Annotated in this window: 14 protein-coding genes and 2 tRNA genes; 4 read left to right on the top strand and 12 right to left on the bottom strand. The window is 63.4% G+C overall.

Translation table 11 applies throughout. The features are described 5' to 3' along the window. Positions 1–40: 40 nt before the first annotated feature. The 4 genes from DXD77_RS00455 (at position 41) to DXD77_RS00440 (ending at position 4477) form a co-directional block, all read left to right on the top strand. Positions 41–1495 (top strand): NAD(P)/FAD-dependent oxidoreductase, encoded by a 1455-nt coding sequence (locus DXD77_RS00455; protein WP_117564581.1) that lies wholly within the window; start codon positions 41–43, stop codon positions 1493–1495. 1 nt (position 1496) lies between these two features. After that, a complete protein-coding gene (locus DXD77_RS00450; protein WP_117564582.1) occupies positions 1497–2855 on the top strand; it encodes an NAD(P)/FAD-dependent oxidoreductase in 1359 nt (452 codons plus the stop codon). A 5-nt stretch (positions 2856–2860) separates the two neighbouring features. Then, entirely contained in the window at positions 2861–3259 is a 399-nt protein-coding gene (locus DXD77_RS00445) for a DUF1667 domain-containing protein (RefSeq protein ID WP_117564583.1), read from the top strand. Between the two features lie 129 nt (positions 3260–3388). After that, the gene (locus DXD77_RS00440; RefSeq protein ID WP_199407921.1) at positions 3389–4477 is read left to right on the top strand and encodes a Xaa-Pro peptidase family protein; all 1089 of its coding nucleotides are present in this window, start codon (positions 3389–3391) and stop codon (positions 4475–4477) included. 350 nt (positions 4478–4827) lie between these two features. On the opposite strand, the gene DXD77_RS00435 is transcribed toward DXD77_RS00440, so the two are convergent. The 12 genes from DXD77_RS00435 to selA all read right to left on the bottom strand — a co-directional run bounded on the left by DXD77_RS00435 (position 4828) and on the right by selA (position 22593). Further along, a complete protein-coding gene (locus tag DXD77_RS00435) occupies positions 4828–6171 on the bottom strand; it encodes a folylpolyglutamate synthase/dihydrofolate synthase family protein (RefSeq protein ID WP_117647293.1) in 1344 nt (447 codons plus the stop codon). Between the two features lie 246 nt (positions 6172–6417). Then, on the bottom strand, positions 6418–9114 hold the full coding sequence (locus DXD77_RS00430) for a valine--tRNA ligase (RefSeq protein WP_117647292.1): 2697 nt from the start codon (positions 9112–9114) through the stop codon (positions 6418–6420). A gap of 337 nt (positions 9115–9451) precedes the next feature. Next, complete coding sequence (gene clpX / locus DXD77_RS00425; protein WP_117564586.1) at positions 9452–10864, bottom strand: ATP-dependent Clp protease ATP-binding subunit ClpX; 1413 nt, start codon at positions 10862–10864, stop codon at positions 9452–9454. A 1-nt stretch (position 10865) separates the two neighbouring features. Continuing rightward, entirely contained in the window at positions 10866–11486 is a 621-nt protein-coding gene (locus DXD77_RS00420; protein WP_022095182.1) for an ATP-dependent Clp protease proteolytic subunit, read from the bottom strand. Between the two features lie 163 nt (positions 11487–11649). Next, entirely contained in the window at positions 11650–12951 is a 1302-nt protein-coding gene (gene tig / locus DXD77_RS00415) for a trigger factor (RefSeq protein ID WP_233506667.1), read from the bottom strand. A gap of 88 nt (positions 12952–13039) precedes the next feature. Then, a tRNA-Leu gene (locus DXD77_RS00410) sits at positions 13040–13123 on the bottom strand. A gap of 140 nt (positions 13124–13263) precedes the next feature. Further along, positions 13264–16095: a molybdopterin cofactor-binding domain-containing protein gene (locus DXD77_RS00405; RefSeq protein ID WP_117647288.1), complete on the bottom strand. Its 2832-nt coding sequence runs from the start codon at positions 16093–16095 to the stop codon at positions 13264–13266. Next, positions 16095–16997, bottom strand: a complete 903-nt coding sequence (locus tag DXD77_RS00400) for a xanthine dehydrogenase family protein subunit M (RefSeq protein ID WP_199408974.1) — start codon at positions 16995–16997, stop codon at positions 16095–16097. Before DXD77_RS00400 ends, DXD77_RS00405 begins: the two co-directional genes overlap by 1 nt. 242 nt (positions 16998–17239) lie before the next feature. Next, positions 17240–18595 (bottom strand): NADP-specific glutamate dehydrogenase, encoded by a 1356-nt coding sequence (gene gdhA, locus DXD77_RS00395; RefSeq protein ID WP_117646557.1) that lies wholly within the window; start codon positions 18593–18595, stop codon positions 17240–17242. Between the two features lie 262 nt (positions 18596–18857). Continuing rightward, a tRNA-Sec gene (locus DXD77_RS10320) sits at positions 18858–18954 on the bottom strand. A gap of 214 nt (positions 18955–19168) precedes the next feature. After that, positions 19169–21139 carry a selenocysteine-specific translation elongation factor gene (gene selB, locus DXD77_RS00390; RefSeq protein WP_117647285.1) on the bottom strand — a complete coding sequence of 657 codons (1971 nt, stop codon included), beginning with the start codon at positions 21137–21139 and terminating at the stop codon, positions 19169–19171. Beyond that, positions 21136–22593 (bottom strand): L-seryl-tRNA(Sec) selenium transferase, encoded by a 1458-nt coding sequence (gene selA, locus DXD77_RS00385; protein WP_158549052.1) that lies wholly within the window; start codon positions 22591–22593, stop codon positions 21136–21138. The genes selB and selA overlap by 4 nt, the downstream gene beginning before the upstream one ends. Between the last annotated feature and the right edge of the window lie 24 nt (positions 22594–22617).

Here is a 22617-nt window from a genome sequence, read left to right as displayed (position 1 = left end):
TAGTCTTATTGACAGCCTGTCAACTCGTCTGGGAGGCACCGTGGCAGAAACGTTTGATATCGCAATTGTGGGCGCGGGCATCACCGGATGCGCCATCGCGCGGCAGCTCGCGCGATTTGAACTGTCCATTTGCGTAGTCGAGGCGGCGAACGATATTGCGCTGGGTGCGTCGAAGGCCAACGGCGGCCTGGTGCACGCCGGCTACGATCCGGCGCCGGGAACCGTAAAGGCACAGGTCAATGCCCGTGGCTGTGAGCTGTATGGTACCTGGGCCCAGGAGCTGGACTTTCTGTTCTGCCGCACCGGGTCGATGGTTTTGGGCTTTAACGACGAGGACCGCACGCATCTGGAGCAGCTGCGGTGCAACGGCCATGTCAACGGTGTTCCCGAGCTGTCGATCGTCGGACCCGACCGCATCCACGAATTAGAGCCGCGTGCCAGTGCCGATGCAACGTGCGCGTTGTGGTGCCCCTCGACTGGGTTTGTCGACCCGTTTGAGGTTGCCATCGCCGCGCTGGAGAACGCCGTGGCCAACGGGGTGACGTTTATGCGGTCCGCGCCGGTGGAAGCGATTGAAGTCGCGGACTCGGGCGACGACGCGCGCTTTACGCTGGCGACCCCCGCTGGCAATGTGCGCTGCCGCTACCTGATCAACGCCGCGGGCAACGGCGCCGCCGACATCTCGCATATGGCGGGGGCCGAAGAGTTTCAGATGGTCTGGCGCCAGGGCAACATCGTGGTGCTGGACAAGGAGCCGCGCACGCTCATGCCGCTCTACCCCGTGCCGACGCCGGTGTCGAAGGGCGTTATCGTGACGGGCACCGTACATGGCAACACCGTGATTACCGCGACGGCTGCCGTGCGCGAGCCGGGCGACACTCAGACCTATGCGAGCGATGTGAACGCGCTGCTGACCGGCGCGCACAAGCTAGTGCCCGATCTGGATACGCGACGTGTGGTGCGCGCATTTGCCGGCGGGCGTCCGGTCATTCAGGGAACGAACGACTTCTTTATTGGACAGTCGGCCGTGGTGCCGGGGCTGTTCCAGGCGGCGGGCATTCAGTCGCCGGGCGTGGCAAGCGCGCCGGCCATTGCCGAGCGCATGGAGCTTGTGATGCGTGAAGCGGGCGTGGAGCTGCACGAGCGGGCGGACTGGAACCCAATTCGCCGCGCGCCGGACGACTTTGACCGCGCACCGCTGGCGCGCAAGGAGGAGCTGATCGAGTCCGATCCCGCGTGGGGACAGATTGTCTGCCGCTGCGAGACGGTGCCCGAGGCCGAAATCGTGGCGGCGATTCGACGCCATCCGGGCGCGGTTTCGGTCGAGGGCGTCAAGCGCCGCTGCCGTGCCGGCATGGGTCGGTGCCAAAGTGGCTTTTGCCAGAGCCGTGTGGTGGCGATTCTCGCCCGAGAGCTGGACTGCGACCCCAGCGAGGTATTACTGGAGGACGCCGGATCTTGGCTGGTTGAGGGACCGCTGAAGGGGGTGCGTTAGGATGGCGAAATTCAAATCGAGCGCGATTGATTGCGGCGTCGTAGAAGCCGTACAAACGCAAGCCTTCGACGTGGTCGTTATCGGCGGCGGCCCCGCCGGCATGGCGGCCGCACTGGCCGCGCATAAGGCCGGAGCGCGCGTGGCCATCGTGGAGCGCGAGCAGCACCTGGGCGGCATCCTCCGCCAATGCATCCACCCCGGCTTTGGCCTGTCGCACTTTAAACAGGAGCTCACTGGTCCCGAGTACGCGCAGCGCTTTATCGACCAGGTGCACGCAACCGACATTGCGCTGTTCCTGAACAGCATGGTAATTGGGGTAGATTCAGGCGAGCCTACAGAAGACACCGCGGTCCATACCGTCACGCTCATGAGCCCCGCCGGCATGCTGCAGCTCACCGGGCGCGCGGTCGTCCTTGCCATGGGATGCCGCGAGCGCACTCGCAGCGAGATCAAGATCCCCGGCAGCCGTCCCGCCGGCGTGTTTACGGCCGGCCTGGCGCAGCGATACATCAATATCGAAAACCTCAAGCCCGGCTCGCGTGCCGTCATTTTGGGCTCGGGTGACATCGGGCTCATCATGGCACGCCGCTGCACGCTCGAGGGGATTTCGGTCGAGGGCGTGTACGAGCTTATGCCGTACGCCAACGGACTGCGTCGCAATGTCAAGAACTGCCTGGACGACTTTGGCATTCCGCTGCACCTGTCCGCCACCGTCACGCGCGTGATCGGGCACGACCGTGTGGAAGCCGTCGAGGTAAGCCAGGTCGACGAGCACCTGGCGCCCATTCCGGGGACCGAGCGCATTGTTCCGTGCGACACGCTGCTGCTTTCGGTGGGATTGATTCCCGAGAACGAGCTTTCGGTTGCCGCGGGCGTGGAGCTTGACCCGCACACGCGCGGCGCCGTGGTGGACCAGAGTCTGCAGACGGGCGTGCCGGGCATCTTTGCCTGCGGCAACGTGCTGCACGTGCACGATCTGGCCGACAACGTGACGACCGAGTCCGAGAGGGCTGGCGCAGCTGCAGCGGCGTACGTGCTGGGTGGCGGAGCCGAGACGGACGCGGTCGCGGACACGGGCTGCGAGCTCACGGTCTTCCCTGCCGGCATTGCGGGATACGCGCTGCCGGGACGCATTACGGCCGTGGCGCTCACCAAGCTCAACTTCCGCGTGCGGCGGCCAGTCGATACCGCCCGCGTGAGAATCTTGGCCGACGGCGAGGAACTGTTCGCCGGCAAGGTCCGCGCGTTTAAGCCGAGCGTTATGGAGAGCTTCCCGCTGCCTGCGAAGGTCATCAAACAAGCGCTCGACCTGGGTGCCAGCAAGATTGTCCTATCCGTCGATCCCATCGAGGAGGCGTAACCAAGATGAGCGATAACGTGATCGAAACGCTGCAGTTCAACTGCACCACCTGCCCATCCGAGTGCCTCCTGACCGTAGAGATGGAGCGCGACGCAAATGGCGCCGTGGTGGAAGTTCGCTCCGTGACCGGCAACAACTGCCCGCGCGGCGATACGTTCGCACATCAGGAGCTCACCTGCCCCATGCGCGTGCTCACGACGACCGTGGCCGTCTCCGGCGGCGACGAAGCCCTGCTCCCCGTGCGCACGGCCGAAGCCATCCCGCTGGCACTCCACGCCCAAGCCATGGACCTCATCCGCGGCGTGGTCGTCGAGGCCCCCATCCGCATGGGCGACGTCGTGCTGGAAGATCTTCTCGGCACCAACATTGACCTAGTCGCCAGCATGAACATCGATCCAACCTAAGCAGCTAATTTGGGACGGGGCTCTTTTAGCTGCTTTTGCAAGGAGTGTCCCCAGGTGCCGGCATAAAAGGAACGTCCCTATGTGCCGGGCTTGGGATACCATGGTGGCAGCCTAGCGAAAGGATGTTTCATGGCACATGTCGATGACCAGCGCATGGCGCGCGTGCTCGATGCGCTCGAGGATCAGCACCCCGGTGCGCAGCTGCTCGTGAATGACCCGTGGTCGATCTATTACCTGACCGGCTTTTATGCCGATATGTTCGAGCGTTTTTGCGGCGTGCTGCTCGTGCGCGATGCCGAGCCGGTGATCCTGGTCAACGCACTGCATCAACTGCCCGAGTACGACAATGCCCGCGTCGCCTATCACACCGATACCGATGTCGTGGCCGACGCCATCGCTCGCGAGGTCGATCCGACCAAACCGCTCGGCATCGACACCGTCATGCGCTCCGGCTTTTTGATGCCGCTCATGGAGCGCCACGCCGCAAGCGAGTTTTTCCTGGGTGACTTTGCCGTCACCGCCGCACGCACCCACAAGGATGCCACCGAGCAGGAGCTCATGCGTGCGTCCTCGACCGCTAACGACGCTGTAATGGCCGATGCTATTAAGCTTGTCCACGAGGGCGTGACGGAACGCGAGATTGCCGACCAGATGCTCGGCCTGTATCGCAAGCACGGCTGCGAGGGCTTTAGCTTTCCGCCCATCGTGAGCTTTGGCGCCAACGCCGGCGACCCGCATCACGAACCCGACGACACTGTGCTCAAGCGCGGCGACGTGGTGCTGTTCGACATTGGCGGACGCCGCTGCAACTATTGCTCGGACATGACGCGCACGTTCTTTTGGGGCGAGCCGGACGAGGAGACGGCACGCATCTACGACATCGTGCGCCGCGCCAACGAGGCCGCCGAAGCGCTCATCGCACCGGGCGTGCGCATGTGCGACCTGGACCGCGCCGCACGCGATGTGATTGAAGACGCGGGCTACGGCGAATACTTTACGCATCGCCTGGGTCACTCGATCGGCCTGCAGGACCACGAGCCGGGCGACGTCTCGCTCGTCAACGAGCAGGTCGTAGAGCCGGGCATGACGTTCTCCATCGAACCGGGCATCTACCTCCCCGACCGCACCGGCGTCCGCATCGAGGACCTGGCCCTGGTGACCGAGAACGGCGTCGAGATTCTCAACGCCTACCCCCACGATCCGGTCCGCCTAGACTAGGCAATGTGTCAAAGGGAGAGCCCCTTTGACACATCTTACAAACGCCGCGCCACGAAAACGGCCTATCTACTACGTTTAACCCGCATGAGTCGACCATGCGGGTCTTTTTTGAAAAATGGCGAGCCATCTACCTGCGGTTTTGATTTCGCAATTCTCTGTATGGTCGAGGGTTACCGGTCAAACGTAGTAAATAGGGCCATTTCGTGGCGAGCAAGTCAACTCGAGGCGCAGGGCAGCCAAAAAGCCCCGTCCCAAATTGACTGCTTTTGAGTTGCGGTGATATACGGACTGTTTGAGGCTTCTGGCTTGTAAAACAGTCCGTATTTCACCGCAACTGATGAGGGGATGGGTTAACGGAGCAGCCCCGCTACTTCGCCGGCTAGGGTGATGGTACCGGCTGCTACGAAGGGCTCGCCCGCGGCATCGAAGGCAGCGAGGGCCTCGGACACGCTCGGATACACGCCCGCGAGCTTGTCGGCGTCCACAAGTGCGGCAAGCTCCTCTGCCGACAGGGCGCGGTCGGAATCGGTCTGGGTCACAACCACGCGCGGGAAGGCCGGGATCAGTACGTCAACGATACCCGCCACGTCCTTGTCGGCCAGCGCAGCGCACAGCAGCGTGGGGCGATTCTCTACGCACGGATCGATCTCGTCCAGCGCGCTCACAAAGTTCTCGCAGCTCTGAGGGTTATGGCAGGCGTCGATCAGCTTGAGCGGATCAGTTCCCAGCACATCAAATCGGCCCGGCGTGGGGCAGCCCACAAGCGACACATCGAGCTTGTCTTGATCGAGCTCGCGAGCCAGATACCCCTCGCACAGCATAATCGCGCACGCAGCATTCTGCGGCTGATACGCCGGCTTAACCATACTCGACGTATAGATGGCACGCGGTGTAGTACAGCTAAACTCCACGGTATCGCCTACATGCGCCGGTACCTTGGTCGTGGAATGGCTCACAACCAGCGGCACCACACCGCACTCGCGGCAGCGCGTATCCATTACGCGCTGAACGCTCGGCTCATGCGTGCCCTCGCCCAAAACAACCAATCGCCCAGGCTTAATAACCGCAGCCTTCTCCCCCGCAATGGCCTCGAGCGTATCGCCCAAAATACGTGTGTGATCGAGCCCAATACCCGTAATGGCGACGGCCACGGGATCAGTCGCACTCGTAGCATCCCAGCGTCCGCCCATGCCAACCTCAAGCACGGCAACATCCACGCGAGCCTCGGCAAACACCACAAGTGCAGCAGCCGTCAAAAGGTCAAACGGCGTGATGGTATAGGCACGCTCCCCCGCCGCCACACGACGGGCATTCACTCGATGCCCCGCCTCAACAGCGGCCGAAACGCCACGGGCGAATGCCTCATCGCTCACGACGCATCCATCGACTTCCATGCGCTCGGGATAGCGTACCAGCTGTGGCGACGTATACAGCGCGGTCTTGAGCCCCTCACCACGAAGAATGGCAGCCGAAAAACGCGTGGTCGAAGTCTTGCCATTGGTACCGGCAACCTGAATGCAATCGAAATACTCATCCGGACGTCCCAGCTCATCGAGCATATCGACAACCGTCTCGAGCAGAGGACCAGCATCCCCAGAAATCCGCCCCGTATCAGCAGCAAGCCCAACAACCTCATCAAACGAAAGCAAATCAAACTCAAAAGGAACGGTATACAAGCCGGAACGCTTAGGCATTTTTAGAACCGCCATTCATAGAAAAATAAAACAGTATAGGTTGAGGATAGTCAGCGAAAACGCCTCTGATGAGCCAAGGTGCCGTGAAACAAGGGCGCATAGGGCTTATGCCCATGCGCCCGAAGTTGAACGGCAGATTGGCCATCAGAGGCGTTTGCAGCGTCGAGTCAGCCGCCGTTCGTTAGAACGGCGGAATAGGTGTCCGCAGTAGCGAGCAATGCCCCAAACCGCGTCCCCCAGTAACGCCTACGAGAAGTCAGCAACCTGCGAGGTCAGCGCCGCAAGGATCTCCTTGAGCTCAGCTGCACGGTCCCTCTTCTTCTGGACCACCGCGGGCGCGGCCTTGGCCACAAAGCCCTCGTTGGCAAGCGTCTTCTCGCAGCCGGCGAGCTCCTTCTGGGCCGCGGCGATCTCCTTCTCCAGGCGCGCCTTCTCGGCGGAAAGGTCAACCTTGCCCTCGAGCACCACAAAGACCTCGACGCCGCTGTCGACCACGGCGATGCTCGCTGCCGGCTTCTCGACGTCGGTACCCATAACCAGCGAGGCAGTGTTCGCCAGCGGCTCGATGGTCGAGCGCAGGCTCTCGAGCTTCTCGATATCCTCGGCACCGGCGCGCACGACCACGTCGAGCTCGGCCTTAGGGCTCAAGCGATAACGCGAGCGCGTGGCGCGGGCAGCGGAAACGACGGTGCGGCACAGCTCAAACGCGCGCTCGGCGTCCTCGTCAACATACTTGGCGTAGTCGGCGGGCTCCGGCCACTTGGCGATCATGAGCGCCTCGGCGCGGTCCACGTTGCCCTCGGCGTCCAGATCGAGCACGCTCGCCGGCATGTTGTCCCAGATTTCCTCGGTGACAAACGGCATAAGCGGGTGCATCAGGCGAATGGAGGTGTCGAGCACAAAGATCAGGTTGCGCTGCGCCTGCAGTCGGCCCTCGCCCTTCAGGCGGGCCTTGGTGACCTCGACGTACCAGTCGCAGACCTCGTTCCAGAAGAACTGCTGCACGCCGCGGGCCATATCGCCAAAGGTGTACTGCTCGATGCCCTCGGTGACCATCTTCACGGCCTTGGCCAGGCGGCTGAACATCCACGCGTCGGCAGGCGTCTCCACGACGGGCTCGCCGGGCGTGTAGCCCTCCATGTTCATAAGCAGGAAGCGGCTGGCGTTCCAGATCTTGGTCACAAACGACTTGGCCTGCTCGGTGCGCGGGCTATCGATGAGCTTCTTGGTCTTCTTGTCGATGTTCGCGTCGAACTTGACGTCCTGGTTGTTGGTGCACAGCGTAAGCAGGTTGTAGCGCATGGCGTCGGCGCCGTACATGCCAATGAGGTCCATGGGGTCAACGCCGTTGCCCTTGGACTTGGACATGCGGCTGCCGTCCTTGGCCAGAATCGTCGGGTAGATGACGACGTCCTTAAACGGCACCTCGTCCAAGAAATACAGCGAACTCATGACCATGCGGGCGACCCACAGCGCGATGATGTCGCGTGCGGTGACCAGCGCCGTCGTGGGGTGATGGCCCTCGAGCAGCTCCGGCTTTTGCGGCCAGCCCTGCGTGGCGAAGGTCCACAGCTGCGAGCTGAACCAGGTGTCCAGCACGTTCTCGTCCTGATGCACGTGATGGCCGCCACACTTGGGGCACACGTCGGTGTCCTCGGTGAGGGCGTCCTCCCAACCGCAGTCCTCGCAGTAGAACACGGGGATGCGGTGGCCCCACCACAGCTGACGGCTGATGCACCAATCCTTAAGGTTCTCCATCCAGGTGGTGTAGGTCTGCGTCCAGCGCGCGGGATGGAAGGTGACCTTGCCGGAGTTGACGGCGTCGAGCGCCGGCCCCTTGAGCTTGTCGACGGCCACAAACCACTGCTCGGACAGCCACGGCTCCAGGGCGGAGTCGCAACGGTAGCAGTGCATGACGGAGTGATCGAGGTCCTCGACGTGATCGAGCAGGTCGTGCTCCTCGAACCACTTGATGACGGCCTCGCGGCACTCGTCGCGGTTCATGCCGGTGAACTCGCCGTAGCCCTCGACGACCACCGCGTGCTCGTCGAAGATGTTGATCTGCGGCAGGTCGAGCGCCTGACCCATGGCGTAGTCGTTGGGGTCGTGGGCCGGGGTGACCTTAACAAAGCCGGAGCCAAAGTTGGCGTCGACATGCCAATCCTCAAAGATGGGGATCTCACGGTTGACGATCGGCAGCATGACGGTCTTGCCCACGAAGGCGGCCTTCTCGGGGTCCTTCGGGGAGACGGCGACGCCCGTGTCGCCGAGCATGGTCTCGGGGCGCGTGGTGGCGACGACGATGTAGTCCTGGCCGTTGACCGGCTCAGTCAGCGGGTAGCGCAGGTGCCACAGGTGGCCCTTCTCGTCCTTGTACTCAGCCTCGTCGTCCGAGATGGCAGTGGTGCAGTTGGGGCACCAGTTGACGATGCGCTTGCCGCGGTAGATCAGGCCGTCGTGGTACCAGTCGCAGAAGACCTTACGCACGGCCTGGGCATAGTCCTCGTCCATGGTGAAGCGCTCGTTGTCGAAGTCGACGGAGCAGCCCATGCGCTTGATCTGCTCGACGATGATGCCGCCGTACTCGTGAGTCCAGTCCCAGCAGGCGTCGACAAACTTATCGCGACCGATCTCCAGGCGGCTGATGCCCTCGCTCTTGAGCTTCTTGTCGACCTTGGTCTGCGTGGCGATACCGGCGTGATCGGTGCCCAGCACCCAGCGCGTGGACTTGCCGCGCATGCGGGCCATACGGATGATGGCGTCCTGGATGGAGTCGTCGGTGGCGTGGCCCATGTGGAGCTTGCCGGTCACGTTGGGAGGCGGAATGGTGACGGTGCAATCGCCCACGCCCTCGCGGCGCTTGTAGTAGCCGCCGTCGAGCCACTTCTGCAAGATCGCCGGCTCGTTGGTCGACGGATCGTAGTTCTTGGGCATTTCTTCCATATATCTCTCCCTGTCCCGCCGGCGTGTCCGCCTGCTTGGTTTTCGCTCGGTCAGGTCCTGGCTCGCACGAAGAGCACATTTAGTGCTCTTCGGCTCGTGCGGAATCTACGAAAACCAAGCAGGCGGACACGCCTTAGGTATCGATTACTTCAGTCTGAAGGTACTAACTTGACAATCTCACAGAATAGCACAGGCATACCTGCCGAATAGGGACAGGTTTATTCTGGTAGGTTTTATCAGGGGAAACGACAGTTGCCCATATAAAACCGACCAAAATAAACCTGTCCCTAAATAGCAGGTCCCGCGGTGGTTGCCGCGGGACCTAAACGGGCGCTATTTACCCATAGATGCGCTGGGGCTGTTCTTCGCCCTTTACGGAGGCTTCGGTCACGATGACCTTGGAAACGCCCTCCTCGCTGGGGAGGTCGAACATCGTCTGCTGAAGCACGTCCTCGCAGATGGAACGCAGGCCGCGGGCGCCGGTCTTGCGGGCGAGCGCCATGCGGGCGATCTCGTGCAGGGCCGCGTCCTCAAATTCAAGATCGACATCCTCAAGCTGGAACATCTTGCGGTACTGGCGCACCACGGCGTTCTTGGGCTCGGTCAGAATCGACACCAGGTCGTCCTCGTCGAGCGCCTGCGTCTGGGTGACAACGGGCGTACGTCCCACAAACTCCGGGATCATGCCAAAGGCGTTGAGGTCCTGCGGGAGCACCTGACGCAGCAGGTCGTTCTCGTCGACCGAGGTGGGGCCGGCGATCTCGGAGTTAAAGCCCACGCCCTTGTTGCCCACGCGATCGGCGATGATCTTATCCAGGCCCACAAAGGCACCGCCGCAGATGAACAGGATGTTGGTCGTGTCGATCTGCAGGAGCTCCTGCTGGGGATGCTTACGGCCGCCGGTGGGCGGAACGCTGGCCACCGTGCCCTCAAGAATCTTAAGCAGCGCCTGCTGAACGCCCTCGCCCGAGACGTCGCGAGTGATGGAGAGGTTCTCTGCCTTGCGGGCGATCTTATCAATCTCGTCAACGTAGATGATGCCCACCTGCGCGCGCTCGATATCGCCATCGGCAGCGTTGATGAGCTTGAGCAGGATGTTCTCCACGTCCTCGCCCACATAGCCAGCCTCGGTAAGCGCGGTAGCATCGGCGATGGCAAACGGCACCTCGAGGATGCGCGCGAGCGTCTGGGCGAGCAGGGTCTTGCCGGTACCGGTGGGACCGAGCAGCAGGATGTTGGACTTGGCGAGCTCTACCTCGTCCATATCGTCATCGAACTGCGAGCCCATGCCCGATGCCTCGTCAAAGGCAGACACCGCGGCGCCGCCCTCAATCACGCGGCGATAGTGGTTGTACACGGCAACCGACATGGCGCGCTTGGCGTCCTCTTGGCCCATGACATAGGCCGAAAGCTCGTCATAGATCTCGTGCGGCGTCGGCACGTGCGTGATGACCTGGCGGTCGTCCTCGAGCTCAAAGCCCTCGGCCTCGGGATCCATGGCGGGCTGCCCGGCAGCCTGGCCGTGATCATTGAGGAAGCCCGGCAGCTTGCCGTTGCGGGCAGCGTCCATAAAGTCCGAAGCCAGCGACTCCTCCAGAATCTCGGAGCAGGCGGCGACGCACTCGTCACAGATAAAGATGTTGGTCGGGCCCTTTACGAGGCGTCGGACCTGGCCCTGTTCTTTTCCGCAGAAGGAGCAGCGAATGGGGTTGCCGTTCTCGTCAAAGTTGTCCTGCATGTTACCGGCCATCCTAGGCGTCCTTCGCGGCCAAGTCGCGCGAGGTGACGATGCGGTCGATCAGGCCGTAGTCGAGGGCCTCGGCGGCGGTCAGGTAATTGTCACGCTCGGTATCTGCCTGGACCTTCTCGATGGGCTGGCCCGAGGCATCGGACAGGATCTGGTTGAGCTCGCGACGGGTCTTCTTGATCTCCTCGGCAACGATCTCGATCTCGGTCTGCTGACCCTGGGCACCGCCGCTGGGCTGGTGAATCATAACCTTGGAGTGCGGCAGGCAGAAGCGCTTGCCCTTGGCGCCAGCCGAAAGCAGCACGGCGGCCATGGACGCGGCCATACCCACGCAAATGGTGGAGACCTGCGGCTTGATAAAGTTCATGGTGTCAAGAATCGCCAGGCCGGAGTAAACCTCGCCGCCGGGCGAATTGATGTAGAGCGAGATATCCTTCTCGGCATCCTGGCTCTCAAGATGCAGTAGCTGGGCAACGACCAGGTTGGCGCTGACGGAGTTGATCTCCTCGCCCAAGAAGATGATGCGATCGTTGAGCAGGCGCGAATAGATATCGTAGCTGCGCTCGCCGCGCGGCGTCTGCTCGATAACGTATGGCACGAGGGCGGAATCGAACTTAGCGATCATACGCATCTCCATTTCTCTCTTGCGGACCAAATTGGTTCTAGATAAACGTACGGTGCCCGCATGCTATGCATTGGCTGGCACCGTACGAAGCAACCGGATAACCGGCTTATAACTTTACCCCATCACAGGCGCACGCATGCGCTCGCGGGCAAGGTGGCGAGAATTACTCGGCGTCCTTGGCGGTCTCGTCGACCTCGGTCACCTTGGCGTTCTCGACCAGGTGGTCGACGGCCTTGGAGCGACGGATGGAATCACGGACGGCAGGCATGCGGCCATCGGCGATGAACTCGGCCTTGGAAGCCTCGACGTCCTTGACGCCGGCCTTCTCGAACTCGGCGTTGATGTCGTCCTCGGTGACCTCAATCTTGAGCTCACGGGCGAGGGCGTCGAGCGCCAGGGACTCACGGGCAACGTCGTTGGCCTGCTTGTGCAGGTCGCCGATGAACTGCTCCATGGTCAGACCGGAAGCGGGCAGCCAGGTGTCCAGGGTCATGCCGCGGGCAGCGAGGTTGGACAGGAAGTTCTGGCCAAGCTCCTCAAAGACGGACTGCTCGTAGTCGGCATCCATCTCGTCGAGCTGCAGGCGCTCAGCGAGAGCGGAGACGCAACGGTTCTCCTTCTCGGCAGGGAGGCGGGAAGCCTTGTCCTGCTCGATCTCGATCTTGATGGCGTCGCGCATGGCGTCGATGCTGTCGAAGCCAAAGTCGGACTTAACGAGCTCGTCGGTGAGCTCGGGGGTATTGCGGACCTTGATGCCCTTGACGGTGACCTCGACGGTGTGGGTCTCGGCCTCCTCGCCCTCCTCGACCTCGTCGGTCCAGGTGACGGTCTTGACGTCGTCAACGTTAGCGCCGATCAGGGCCTCGTTGAACTCCTTGGGGTTGCTGTCGCTACCGGCGATGAGCATGCGACCCTCGGCGGCAAAGTTGTCGGCGTTCTCGACGGCCTTGAGGTCGACGGTCACATAGTCGTCAGCCTCGACGGCGCGACCCTCGACGTCCTCGAAGGTGGCACGGTAGCTGAGGAGCATCTCGACCTGGTTGTTGATCTCGGACTCGGTGACCTCCGCAGGGGGCATCTCGATCTCGACGGCGTCGAAGGAAGAGAGCTCGGCAGCAGGACGCAGGGAGAACTCGACGGTGTAGGTGTAGTCCTCGTGATCCTTGGCGAGGTCGAGCTCCTTGTAGTCACCGTTCTTGGTGGGGACGATGTCCAGCTCGTTGAGGACGGCGGGCTCGTTGGCGGCGATCAGGTCGTTGGTGGCCTGAGCGAGGGTAGCCTCGGCGCCAAGAGCGGAATCGATGACCGGACGGGGAGCCTTGCCGGCACGGAAGCCCGGGAAGCGGTACTTCTTGGCGGTGTCCTTGTAGGCCTTCTTGATCGCGGCGTCGACGTCGGCGGCCGGGATGGTGACCGTAGCGGTGAGCTTGGCGTCCTTGACGTCAGAAGCGGTGATGTTCAACACGTTCCTCCTCATACTGCCCAGCTTATCTGAGGTGCTGGTACCTTTATGCAACAAAGTGTCGCGACGGCCAGGGCCGACGCAGGTGCGATGGTGCGGGCGAAAGGACTCGAACCTTCACGGGAATCCCACCAGAACCTAAATCTGGCGCGTCTACCAATTCCGCCACGCCCGCATGAGCGCACAGACTAGGAATGATAGCAGATACGAGCGGCAAGCGCACCCACACCTTTTACAGGCTCACGACCTCACCACGAGTGCAAAAGGCGGGGCGAGTTGTCCCGTCCCGCCAACTACGATTTGTTCGCCGACCCGCTACTCCCCCAGCAGAGCCTTCTCCGGTGTGATGGGCAGCGAGCGCACCTGGTGGCCGGTGGCGTGTGCGACGGCCGAGGCCACGGCGGCGAGCGGCGTGTTGATGACGACCTCGCCGATCGACTTGGCGCCAAACGGACCCGTCGGCTCGTAGCTCGGCTCAAAGGCCACGCGAATGCTGCCGATATCCAGGCGCGTGGGCAGCTTGTAGCTCATAAAGTTGCCGGTGCGCAGGCGGCCACGGTCGTCGTGCTCGACGATCTCGTAGAGCGCATGACCGATACCCTGGGCAATGCCGCCCTCGGCCTGGACACGCGCGAGCGCCTCGTTGATCACGGTGCCGCAGTCGACGGCCGCCGCATAGTCCACCACGGTCACCTTGCCGGTGGCCTTGTCGACCTCGACCTCGGCAATGCCGGCCATAAACGGCGGAGGCGAAACGGGCAGGCAGGCAGAAGCATGCGAGGTGAGCGCGTCGCCGCCCGCGATGTTCTTGACGCATAGGTTGGCAAATTCGCGCAGCGTGAGGTAGCGGTTCTGCTCACGAGCGGCACGCTCGTCGGACAGGCGCACGTACTGGCCGTCGAAGACCACGTCGGCGGCGTCAACGTCCCACATCTGAGCGGCCTTGGCGCAAATCTTCTCGCGCAGCTCGGTCGCGGCGTTCTTGGCGGCAAGGCCCGTCACGTAGGTACCGGAGCTCGCGTACGAGCCGGCGTCGAACGGCGACACGTCGGTGTCCACGCCGCGCACCACGATCAGCGAGCTCTCCACGCCCAGCTCCTCGGCGGCAATCTGCGCCAGGATCGTGTCGACGCCCATGCCGTTATCGGTGGCGCCGGTGCCGATGGTAATAAAGCCGTCCTCTTCCAGGCGCATGTCGATGCCGGCGATGTCCACGTTGGAAATGCCCGAGCCCTGCATGGTGAGCGCGCAGCCCAGGGCGCGCACGCGGTCGCCCAGATCGACGGCCAGCGGCTTGTCGCGCCAGCCGATCATGTCCATCGCGCGCAGCAGGCAGCGGTCGAGCGCGCAGGCGTTGAGCTTCTCGTTGTAGTACTGCGGCATGATCTCGCCCTCGCGCACGATGTTCTTAAGGCGCAGGTCGGCGGGGTCCATGTGCAGCATGTCGGCGAGCTCGTTGACGGCGCTCTCCACGGCAAACTGGCCCTGGGTGGCACCGTAGCCGCGATACGCGCCGCCGCGGTTGGTGTTGGTGTAGACGGCGTCCCAGCTAAAGCGGCTCGCCTTCACATGGTTGTAGATAGGCAGGCTCTTGTGGCCCGAGAGGCCGATCGTCGTGGTGGCGTGCTCGCCATACGCACCGGCGTTGGACAGCGTGTGCAGGTCGATGGCCGTGATGGTGCCGTCGTTCATGGCGCCCAACTTGACGGTCATCTGCATCTGGTGGCGCGAGTTGCCCGCGGTGATTGTCTCCTCACGGGTGTAGCAGCAGTAGCTCGGACGGCCGGTCTGCTGGGTAACGAATGCCACGAAGATCTCGCAGCAGCCCGTCTGCTTGGAGCCAAAGCCGCCGCCGATGCGCGGCTTAATGACCTGCACCTGCGACTGCGGAATATCGAGCGACTGAGCGACCATGCGGCGCACGTGGAAGGGCACCTGCGTAGAGGTGGTCACCGAGATGCGCCCAAACGCGTCGGTCGTCGCGAAGGCGCGGAAGGTCTCCATGGGCGCGGTCTGCGTGGCCTGGCTGGTGTAGGTGCGCTCAAAGACGATATCGCTCTGGGCGAAGGCCTCATCCAAGTCACCAAAGTCGCTCGTGCCGCTGCATACCAAGTTGCGCAGGACGTCGCCGCCCTGCGGGAACATAAAGGTCACGTCGCCCTCGGGGTGGACCACGATGTCGTTATCGAGCGCCTGGGTAAAGTCGAGCAGGGGCTCGAGCACCTCGTAGTCGACCTTGATGAGCTTGAGCGCCTTGTCTGCGGCCTCCTCGGTCTCGGCGGCGACGATCGCCACCTCTTCGTTTTGGTAACGGACGAGGTTCTCGAGGATCAAGCGGTCGTAGGGACTCGGCTGCGGATAGCTCTGACCGGCGATGGTAAAGCGGCGCTTGGGCACGTCCTCATAGGTGTAGACGCCCACGACGCCCGGCACCTTCAGGGCGCGAGACGTGTCGATGGAGCAGATCTTGGCGCGGGCATAGGGGCTGCGCTTGAGTTTGACGATCAGGGCGCCGGCGGGCACCATATCGCCCGTGTAGACGGGACGGCCCTCGAGCAGCGCCTTCGAGTCCTTCTTAGGCTGCTTATGGGTAATCTGCTTGTACGAAACACCGTCGCAGCTGGTGTCGTTGACCGGCAGCTCGGGCATCTCAAAGCCCACCTGCACGCCGGACTCGTTGAGGAAGCGGACAATGGCGCGCAGCTGGCTCTCGTAGCCGCTGCAGCGGCACAGGTTGCCGGCGAGCTGGCGCGACAGTTCCTCGCGCGTGGCGACGAGGCTCGGGTCCTCCTTGGCGGCGCGGGCAAGCGCCAGCACGTTCATGATAAGGCCGGGGGCGCAAAAACCGCACTGCTCGGCGCCTTCGGCAGCCATCGCGCGGGCGAGCGCCTCGGACTCAGCCTTGAGACCCTCGAGCGTGGTGATGGTATGGCCCTCGACGCGCGCGGCGGGAACCGAGCAGCTCAGCACCGGGTCGCCGTCGAGCCACACCGTGCACAGACCGCAGTTGGTGGTTTCGCAGGCGCAGCGCACCGACGCGCAACCCTGCTCACGCAAAAGCGAAAAGAGCATGGTGTCAGGGGCAATCTGAACCTTGACCTTGCGGCCGTTGAGCGTAAAGGAAAGATCGATGAGTTTGGCAGCCATTAGCGCACCTCGCTAGAATCGACGCCGGGCACGCGGCGGCAGGAATACTCGTCCGTGGCGAACTTGGGGATCTGCACGGTCTCGAGCTCGCGGGCAAGCGCGGCCGAAAGCTCGATGCCAGCGGCGCGGCGAACGGCCTGCACGGCAAGCGGGGCCGAGACGCGGCGGCGGTAGTCGGCCGAGCCCCACAGGTTGGTGCCATAGCTCAACGCGCGTACGGACACGGCCAGGGCGCGCAGCTCGTCCTCGGAAGGCTGCTCGCTGGTGAGGCCACATGCCTCGCCCTGCAGCAAGGTCGCGCGCAGCGGGCGGGCGCCCACGGTGACGTGCCAGGTGTTGTCCCACCAGGCGACGGTGACGTTGAGCGAGGGGAAGTCGGTCGCAGCCTTGCGCACGGCCTCGTAGCTCGCGCGGTAATCGTGCTTGACGACCACGACGTGCTCGATCACGTCGCGCACATAGCCCATGTCCACGAACTCGGCGAGCGGCACACGGCCGGCACCCGTCAGCTCAACGTAAGAGTCGAGCGCGAGGAAGGCGGAGAGAACGTCCGAGAAGCCAAAGCGGCCATAGATGCTGCCGCCCACCGTGGCGGTATTGCGCAGCTGCACGCCCACGATATCGTGAACGGCGAACTCGAAGACATTGTTGACAAGCGCGTTGAGCTCGGCATGGCGCTCGAGCTGGCGCAGGGTGCACATGGCACCGATGCGAAACTCGGTCTCGGTCTCCTCGATCTGATCGAGTCCGCAGGCCGAAAGGTCAATCGCCGTCGCCACGCGACGCGAACCCAGGCGCATCCAGATGCCGCCGCCCACAATCTTGTTGTTGCGGTTCTTCTGCAAGAGCTCATAGGCTTCGGCCGCGTTTCCAACACGGACGTAGGTACCGAACTTGAGCACGTTCTCCCCCATCTCTTCACTTGTCCAGTACTTTTAAGTGTACCAAACGAGGGGCCGCACACCGATTTAGGACAAAATCCACCCACCCATCCATAACTTGCGGTGATATACGGACTGATTAGCCGTTCTGGAACGCAAAACAATCCGTATTCCACCGCAAGTTATGAGGAGTCCTCCGGGATAGAAAAGGCTCCCAGCCAAGATGACTGGGAGCCTTCTGCGATGCTATGTCGAGCGAAAATTTAGCAGACGCCCTGAGCGAGCATGGCGTCGGCGACCTTCAGGAAGCCGGCGATGTTGGCGCCCATGACAAAGTTGCCTTCCTGGCCGTACTCCTTGGCGGTGTCGTCCACGTTGTGGAACATGCCGCGCATGAGCTGCTCGAGCTTGCCGTCGACCTCCTCGAAGGTCCAGGACAGGTGCTCGGCGTTCTGGCTCATCTCCAGGCCGGACACGAGCACGCCGCCGGCGTTGGCAGCCTTACCGGGCATAAAGGCGACGCCGTTCTCTTGGAAGTAGGTCGTGGCCTCGATGGTCGTGGGCATGTTCGCGCCCTCGCCGACCACCTTGCAGCCGTTGGCGACGAGCGCCTGGGCGTCCTCGAGCAGCAGCGTGTTCTCGCGGGCGCAGGGCAGGGCGATGTCGCAGGGCAGCTGCCACACGCCGCGGCCGTCGCCCTCGTGCCACACGGCACCGGGCTTCTCGTCAACGTACATGGCGAGCGTGACGCCCTTGTCGTGGCCGGAGCGCTTCTGGTTGTAGACGTGCTCGAGCACGGAGTAGTCGATGCCGTCGGGATCCTCGACCCAGCCGTGGGTGTCGGAGCAGGCCAGCACCTTGCCGCCGAGCTGCGCGACCTTCTGGACGGCATAGATAGCAACGTTGCCGGAACCGTGAACGACGACGTTCTTGCCCTCGAAGGAGTCGCCGCGGCTCTTGAGGTACTCGTCCACAAAGTAGACCAGGCCGTAGCCGGTGGCCTCGGTACGGGCGAGCGAGCCGCCAAAGGAGAGGCCCTTGCCAGTGAGGACGCCGGTCCACTCGTTGGTCAGGCGCTTGTACTGACCGAACATGTAGGCAACCTCGCGGCCGCCAACGCCAAGGTCGCCGGCGGGAACGTCGGTGTTGGGGCCAATGTGGCGATAGAGCTCGGTCATGAAGGACTGGCAGAAGTGCATGATCTCGTTGTTGGACTTGCCCTTGGGGTCAAAGTCGGAGCCGCCCTTGCCGCCGCCCATGGGAAGGGTGGTCAGGCTGTTCTTGAGGATCTGCTCCAGGCCCAGGAACTTAAGCATGCCCAGGGTGACCGTCGGATTAAAGCGCAGGCCGCCCTTGTAGGGTCCAATGGCAGAGTTGAACTCGACGCGGTAACCGCGGTTGACCTGAACCTTGCCCTGGTCGTCGACCCAGGGAACACGGAACATGACGATGCGCTCGGGCTCGACGAGGCGCTCAAGCAGGGCGGCCTCCTCGTACTCGGGGTGGGCGTCGAGCGCCGGCTGGATGGTGCCGAGGATCTCGGTCGCGGCCTGGATGAACTCAGGCTGCTCGGGATAGCGGGCCTTGAGCTCGTCGAGAACTTTCTGCGTGTAGCTCATGCTTCCTCCAATGATGGGAAAGAAAAGTGTCGGTCGCGGCACCCTATGCGCCGCGAGCTTTATCGAGTATGGATAATATCGCACTGTTGCCGCAAAGTTACGAATAAGACCGCGGGCGGATGTTTCATTTTGATTACGATGCAGGTAGATGCGTTTTTGAGCGCCTGACGTGCAAGTTGCGTGTTTCGAAGCTGTTTCCCGCACGTTTCAAAACCACCACAAAGGGGACAGGCACCTTTGTGGTGGTTTTGGCGAGATACGTTGGCGGGAACGTATGTGAATCGAACACATCCAAGACGTTTTGCACGCCTCGCAACGGTTTTGAGGACCGCGGGGCCCACCGGAGCCCATCCGTTCCCAAGCGTGGCGGTATTTTACCAAACGCGCAGTGTCGCGCCACGAAAACGGCCCATCTACTACGTTTAACCAGCAAGGGTTAGCCATACCCACTTTTTCGTAACATCGGCAAGTCATCTACCTGCGGTTTTGTTTTTGCGGTTTTTGAAATGGTCGAGGGTAGTCACTTAAACGTAGTAGATAGGCCGGTTTTGTGGCGAGCGGCGATTCGGAGCCCTAGCGCAGGGATCTGAGGCCGCCGGCCTCTTTGTCGAGCGTCGTAAAACGCATCGCATCCAGGTGTTCCAGGATGCTAATGGCGCGCTTGCGTGACACGCCTAGGGCCTCGCGCAGCACGCTCGTCGTGGCAGCGCCGCCGTCGGCCTCGATAGCCGCGGCGACGACCTCACGTGCATGGGCCTCGGCGGCGGCGGACAGGGCAACGTCGCGTTCGATCTTAACGATCGCGCGGTTGAGCGAAAGCTCGCGCAGGGCACGCGTCATGGTGTCGCGATCGAGCTGCAGACGCTCACCCACCTCGGGCAGCGTCGCCGCACCGAGACCCGCCTCGTCGAGGGCGGCCACGATGCGCTGGCTCGCCTCGCGCACCACACGTATCGCCGCAGCGGCAGAGTGCGGGTCGAACACCTCGGCACCGTCGACGGTGCACACGCCGCGCGCACAGCCCTCGAGAACGAGCGCGGACGCGACGTCTTCGCCCGCTGTCGGCCAGGCGGCATGCGCGACCTCGCCCGGCGTGAAACCCGTCTGCTTGGGCGCGGCCCCGTGCATGGCGGCCAGCGTGACGGAGAGCGTGGCGAGGGCGGCATCGAGCACAGCGGGGGCGGCATAGAGCTCCTCGGTCAAGCGCTCGGCACGAAGCGCCACGGCGTCACCCGAGGAAACCGCCCCGTGCAGGAGCGCAGCCGCCTCGGCACCCGAAAGATCGAGAGCACGGGCTGCGGCCGCGGCAGGCACGGGCAGGCGCTGCAGCCCCAACCATGCGGCAACGGCGGCGGCGCGGTCGTCGGCATCCAGGGCCCCGAGCAGCGCACACTCGCCCGCGGAGAGGACGCGCGAGCGGCGACACCGCGAAAGAAGAACACGACCGCCGCCGATAAGCACCACCGGCGAGAACGCGAGCACAATGAGGCCGTCGCCCGATCGCACGGGAAGGCGCTCCTCCAGACGGACCTGCACGATGCGGGTCTCGCCAACCTCAATGGGTCCCTCACCCTCCATGAGCATGATACGGCCAAGGACCTCCGCCGTACCCGCCATCACATGAACGCGCGTACCGGACTCGAAGGGCGCGGGCTTGGTGCCCTCGCGCCCCAGATACGTGAAGCGGGCGATGAGCCTGAGCGTCGAGCCCTCAGCACCAGACCCGCAGAGGACCTCGCCACGCGGAAGGTCGCCCGCACCGTCGCCCACGATGTTGAGCGCCGCGCGCTGTCCGGGCAACGCCCGAGGAGTATCACCATGCACCTGAATCGCGCGCACGCGGCAGCGCACGCCCGCGGGACATGAGACGAGCTCGTCGCCCACCGCTACGGGGGCATCGTGAAGCGTGCCCGTGACGACCGTCCCGGATCCCTTGATGCTGAAGCAGCGGTCGATGGGCAGGCGCGGGGCCAGACCGGGGCGCACCGGGCGGGATGCGGCATCGGCCAGGAAAGAGTCGATGGCGGCATCGAGGGCAAGGCGAACGTCCTCGATGCCCACGCCCGTGCGCGAGGAAACAGGCACCACGGGCGCATCGGCAAAGACGGTATCGCTGAGGAAGTCCATCACGTCGAGCTCGGCGAGCTCCGCCGTCTCGTCATCGGCCAGATCGCGCATCGTGAGCGCCACCACGAGGTGCCTCACGCCCAACAGCTCCAACACGTACACGTGCTCTCGCGTCTGCGGCATCACGCCCTCAACGGCAGAAACCACCAGCAACGCAACGCCCACGCCGGTGGCACCCTGTACCATCGCGCGCAGATAGTGCACATGCCCGGGCACGTCGACCAAGCCGACAAGCTTGCCGCTGGGAAGCTCGAGCTCGCCAAAGCCGAGCTCCGTGGTCATGCCTCGGCGCCGTTCGACCTCCAGACGGTCGGGATTTTTGCCGGTCAGCGCCTCGATAAGAGCCGACTTTCCGTGGTCGACGTGTCCTGCTGTTCCAACGACAACGGGACATTCGACAAGCTCACGCGTAGTCATCGACGCAAACCTGCCCGCACGGCATCCACCAACGCGGACGCACACAGGTCAAGGTCGGTGTCGCGCAAAAGCGTGCGAACGTCAAACAGCACCTGGTCGTGGCGCACGCGCGTCACAACCGGCGTATCGGGCTCCTGAACCAAGGCGCGCTTTAGGCCATCGGCGGATAGGCGCCCATCGACGGGGCAAACGGCAACGCAAAAAGTTGGGAGCTCGACGGTCGGCAGCGACCCGCCGCCCGGGGCAGAGGCGCCCTCGACAACCTGCAGCTCCACGGCCTCCTCGCACTGAGCCTCGCGAAGCTTGCGCAGCATGCGGTCGTGCAGGCGCTTGGCCTGGCGCTCGAGCGGAGCCGGCGCGCCGGAAAGCATGTTGAGTACCGGGATCTCCCGATGCGCCGCATCGGGACCGGTCACATACAGTCGCAAAGTGGCCTCGAGCGCCGCGAGCGTGAGCTTACCGGGGCGAAGCGCGCGCATAAGCGGATGAGAGGCGCAGGCGGCAATTGCCTGGGCGTTGCCAAGGATGATGCCCGCCTGCGAAGCACCGAGCAGTTTGTCGCCCGAGCACGAGACGACGTCAACGCCGGCGCCAAGAGACACGGACGCGGGCCTCTCCCCCGCATCGGCGAGTACCCCATCTGCAAGCAAAGCGCCTGAGCCTTGGTCCTCGTAAAGCAACAGGCCATGTTCATGCGCCAGCGCAGAAAGCTCCGCCACGGAAACCTCCTCGTGGAAGCCCTCGATACGGTAGTTGGAAGGATGGACTTTGAGGATCATCGCCGTGTTGGGCGTGATGGCGTTTCGATAATCATCCAGATGTGTGCGGTTGGTAGAGCCAACCTCGACAAGCTTGGCACCCGAAGCCGCCATGATGTCGGGGATGCGGAAGCTGCCGCCCACCTCGACAAGCTCGCCGCGGCTCACGATGACCTCTTTGCCGAAGGCATGCGCGGCAAGCACCAACAGCACCGCGGCGGCATTGTTGTTGACAACTAAGGCGTCCTGCGCCCCCGTGAGCGTGCGCAGCAGACGCGCGGCATGCTCTTTGCGGCCCCCGCGAGCGCAGGTTGAGACGTCATACTCAAGCGTGCTGTAGCCTCGGGCGACATCGGTCACCGCCTGCACCGCCGCGGGAGCGAGCGGAGCGCGGCCCAGATTGGTGTGAATCACAACGCCCGTCGCGTTGACGGCAGGGCGCAGGGTCGGCAGCGACAGGCGATGGGTCCGCTGCTCAATTGCCAAGGCGAGCTCGCGCTTGTTCCTTGCAGGGGCGCCGGAGCGAATCGCCGCGCGCTCGGCATCGAGCTCGGCGTCAATCGCCTCGCGTACCATCGTGTCGCCTGCATCGCCAGCAGCCTTCATGACCGGCCACTCGGCAAGCAGCTCGTGAACGGCGGGAATGGAACGCAGGCGGCCGCGCACCTCGGCAGACATGGATTCGCAGTCGCTCATGAAAAGCCTTTCGACATGTTCAAT

This window comes from Collinsella sp. TM09-10AT, assembly GCF_003436275.1.
GTDB lineage: Bacteria > Actinomycetota > Coriobacteriia > Coriobacteriales > Coriobacteriaceae > Collinsella.
Note: the sequence above shows the minus strand (reverse complement) of the source record. Positions and strands in the feature narration are given on the sequence as shown.

Coding starts and splice junctions, on each gene's coding strand:
- DXD77_RS00450 (WP_117564582.1), top strand. CDS start 1,497: ATGGCGAAATTCAAATCGAGCGCGATTGATTGCGGCGTCGTAGAAGCC.
- DXD77_RS00445 (WP_117564583.1), top strand. CDS start 2,861: ATGAGCGATAACGTGATCGAAACGCTGCAGTTCAACTGCACCACCTGC.
- DXD77_RS00440 (WP_199407921.1), top strand. CDS start 3,389: ATGGCACATGTCGATGACCAGCGCATGGCGCGCGTGCTCGATGCGCTC.
- DXD77_RS00435 (WP_117647293.1), bottom strand. CDS start 6,171: ATGCCTAAGCGTTCCGGCTTGTATACCGTTCCTTTTGAGTTTGATTTG.
- DXD77_RS00430 (WP_117647292.1), bottom strand. CDS start 9,114: ATGGAAGAAATGCCCAAGAACTACGATCCGTCGACCAACGAGCCGGCG.
- clpX (WP_117564586.1), bottom strand. CDS start 10,864: ATGGCCGGTAACATGCAGGACAACTTTGACGAGAACGGCAACCCCATT.
- DXD77_RS00420 (WP_022095182.1), bottom strand. CDS start 11,486: ATGATCGCTAAGTTCGATTCCGCCCTCGTGCCATACGTTATCGAGCAG.
- DXD77_RS00405 (WP_117647288.1), bottom strand. CDS start 16,095: ATGGCTGCCAAACTCATCGATCTTTCCTTTACGCTCAACGGCCGCAAG.
- gdhA (WP_117646557.1), bottom strand. CDS start 18,595: ATGAGCTACACGCAGAAAGTTCTCGACGAGCTCAAGGCCCGCTATCCC.
- selB (WP_117647285.1), bottom strand. CDS start 21,139: ATGACTACGCGTGAGCTTGTCGAATGTCCCGTTGTCGTTGGAACAGCA.
- selA (WP_158549052.1), bottom strand. CDS start 22,593: ATGAGCGACTGCGAATCCATGTCTGCCGAGGTGCGCGGCCGCCTGCGT.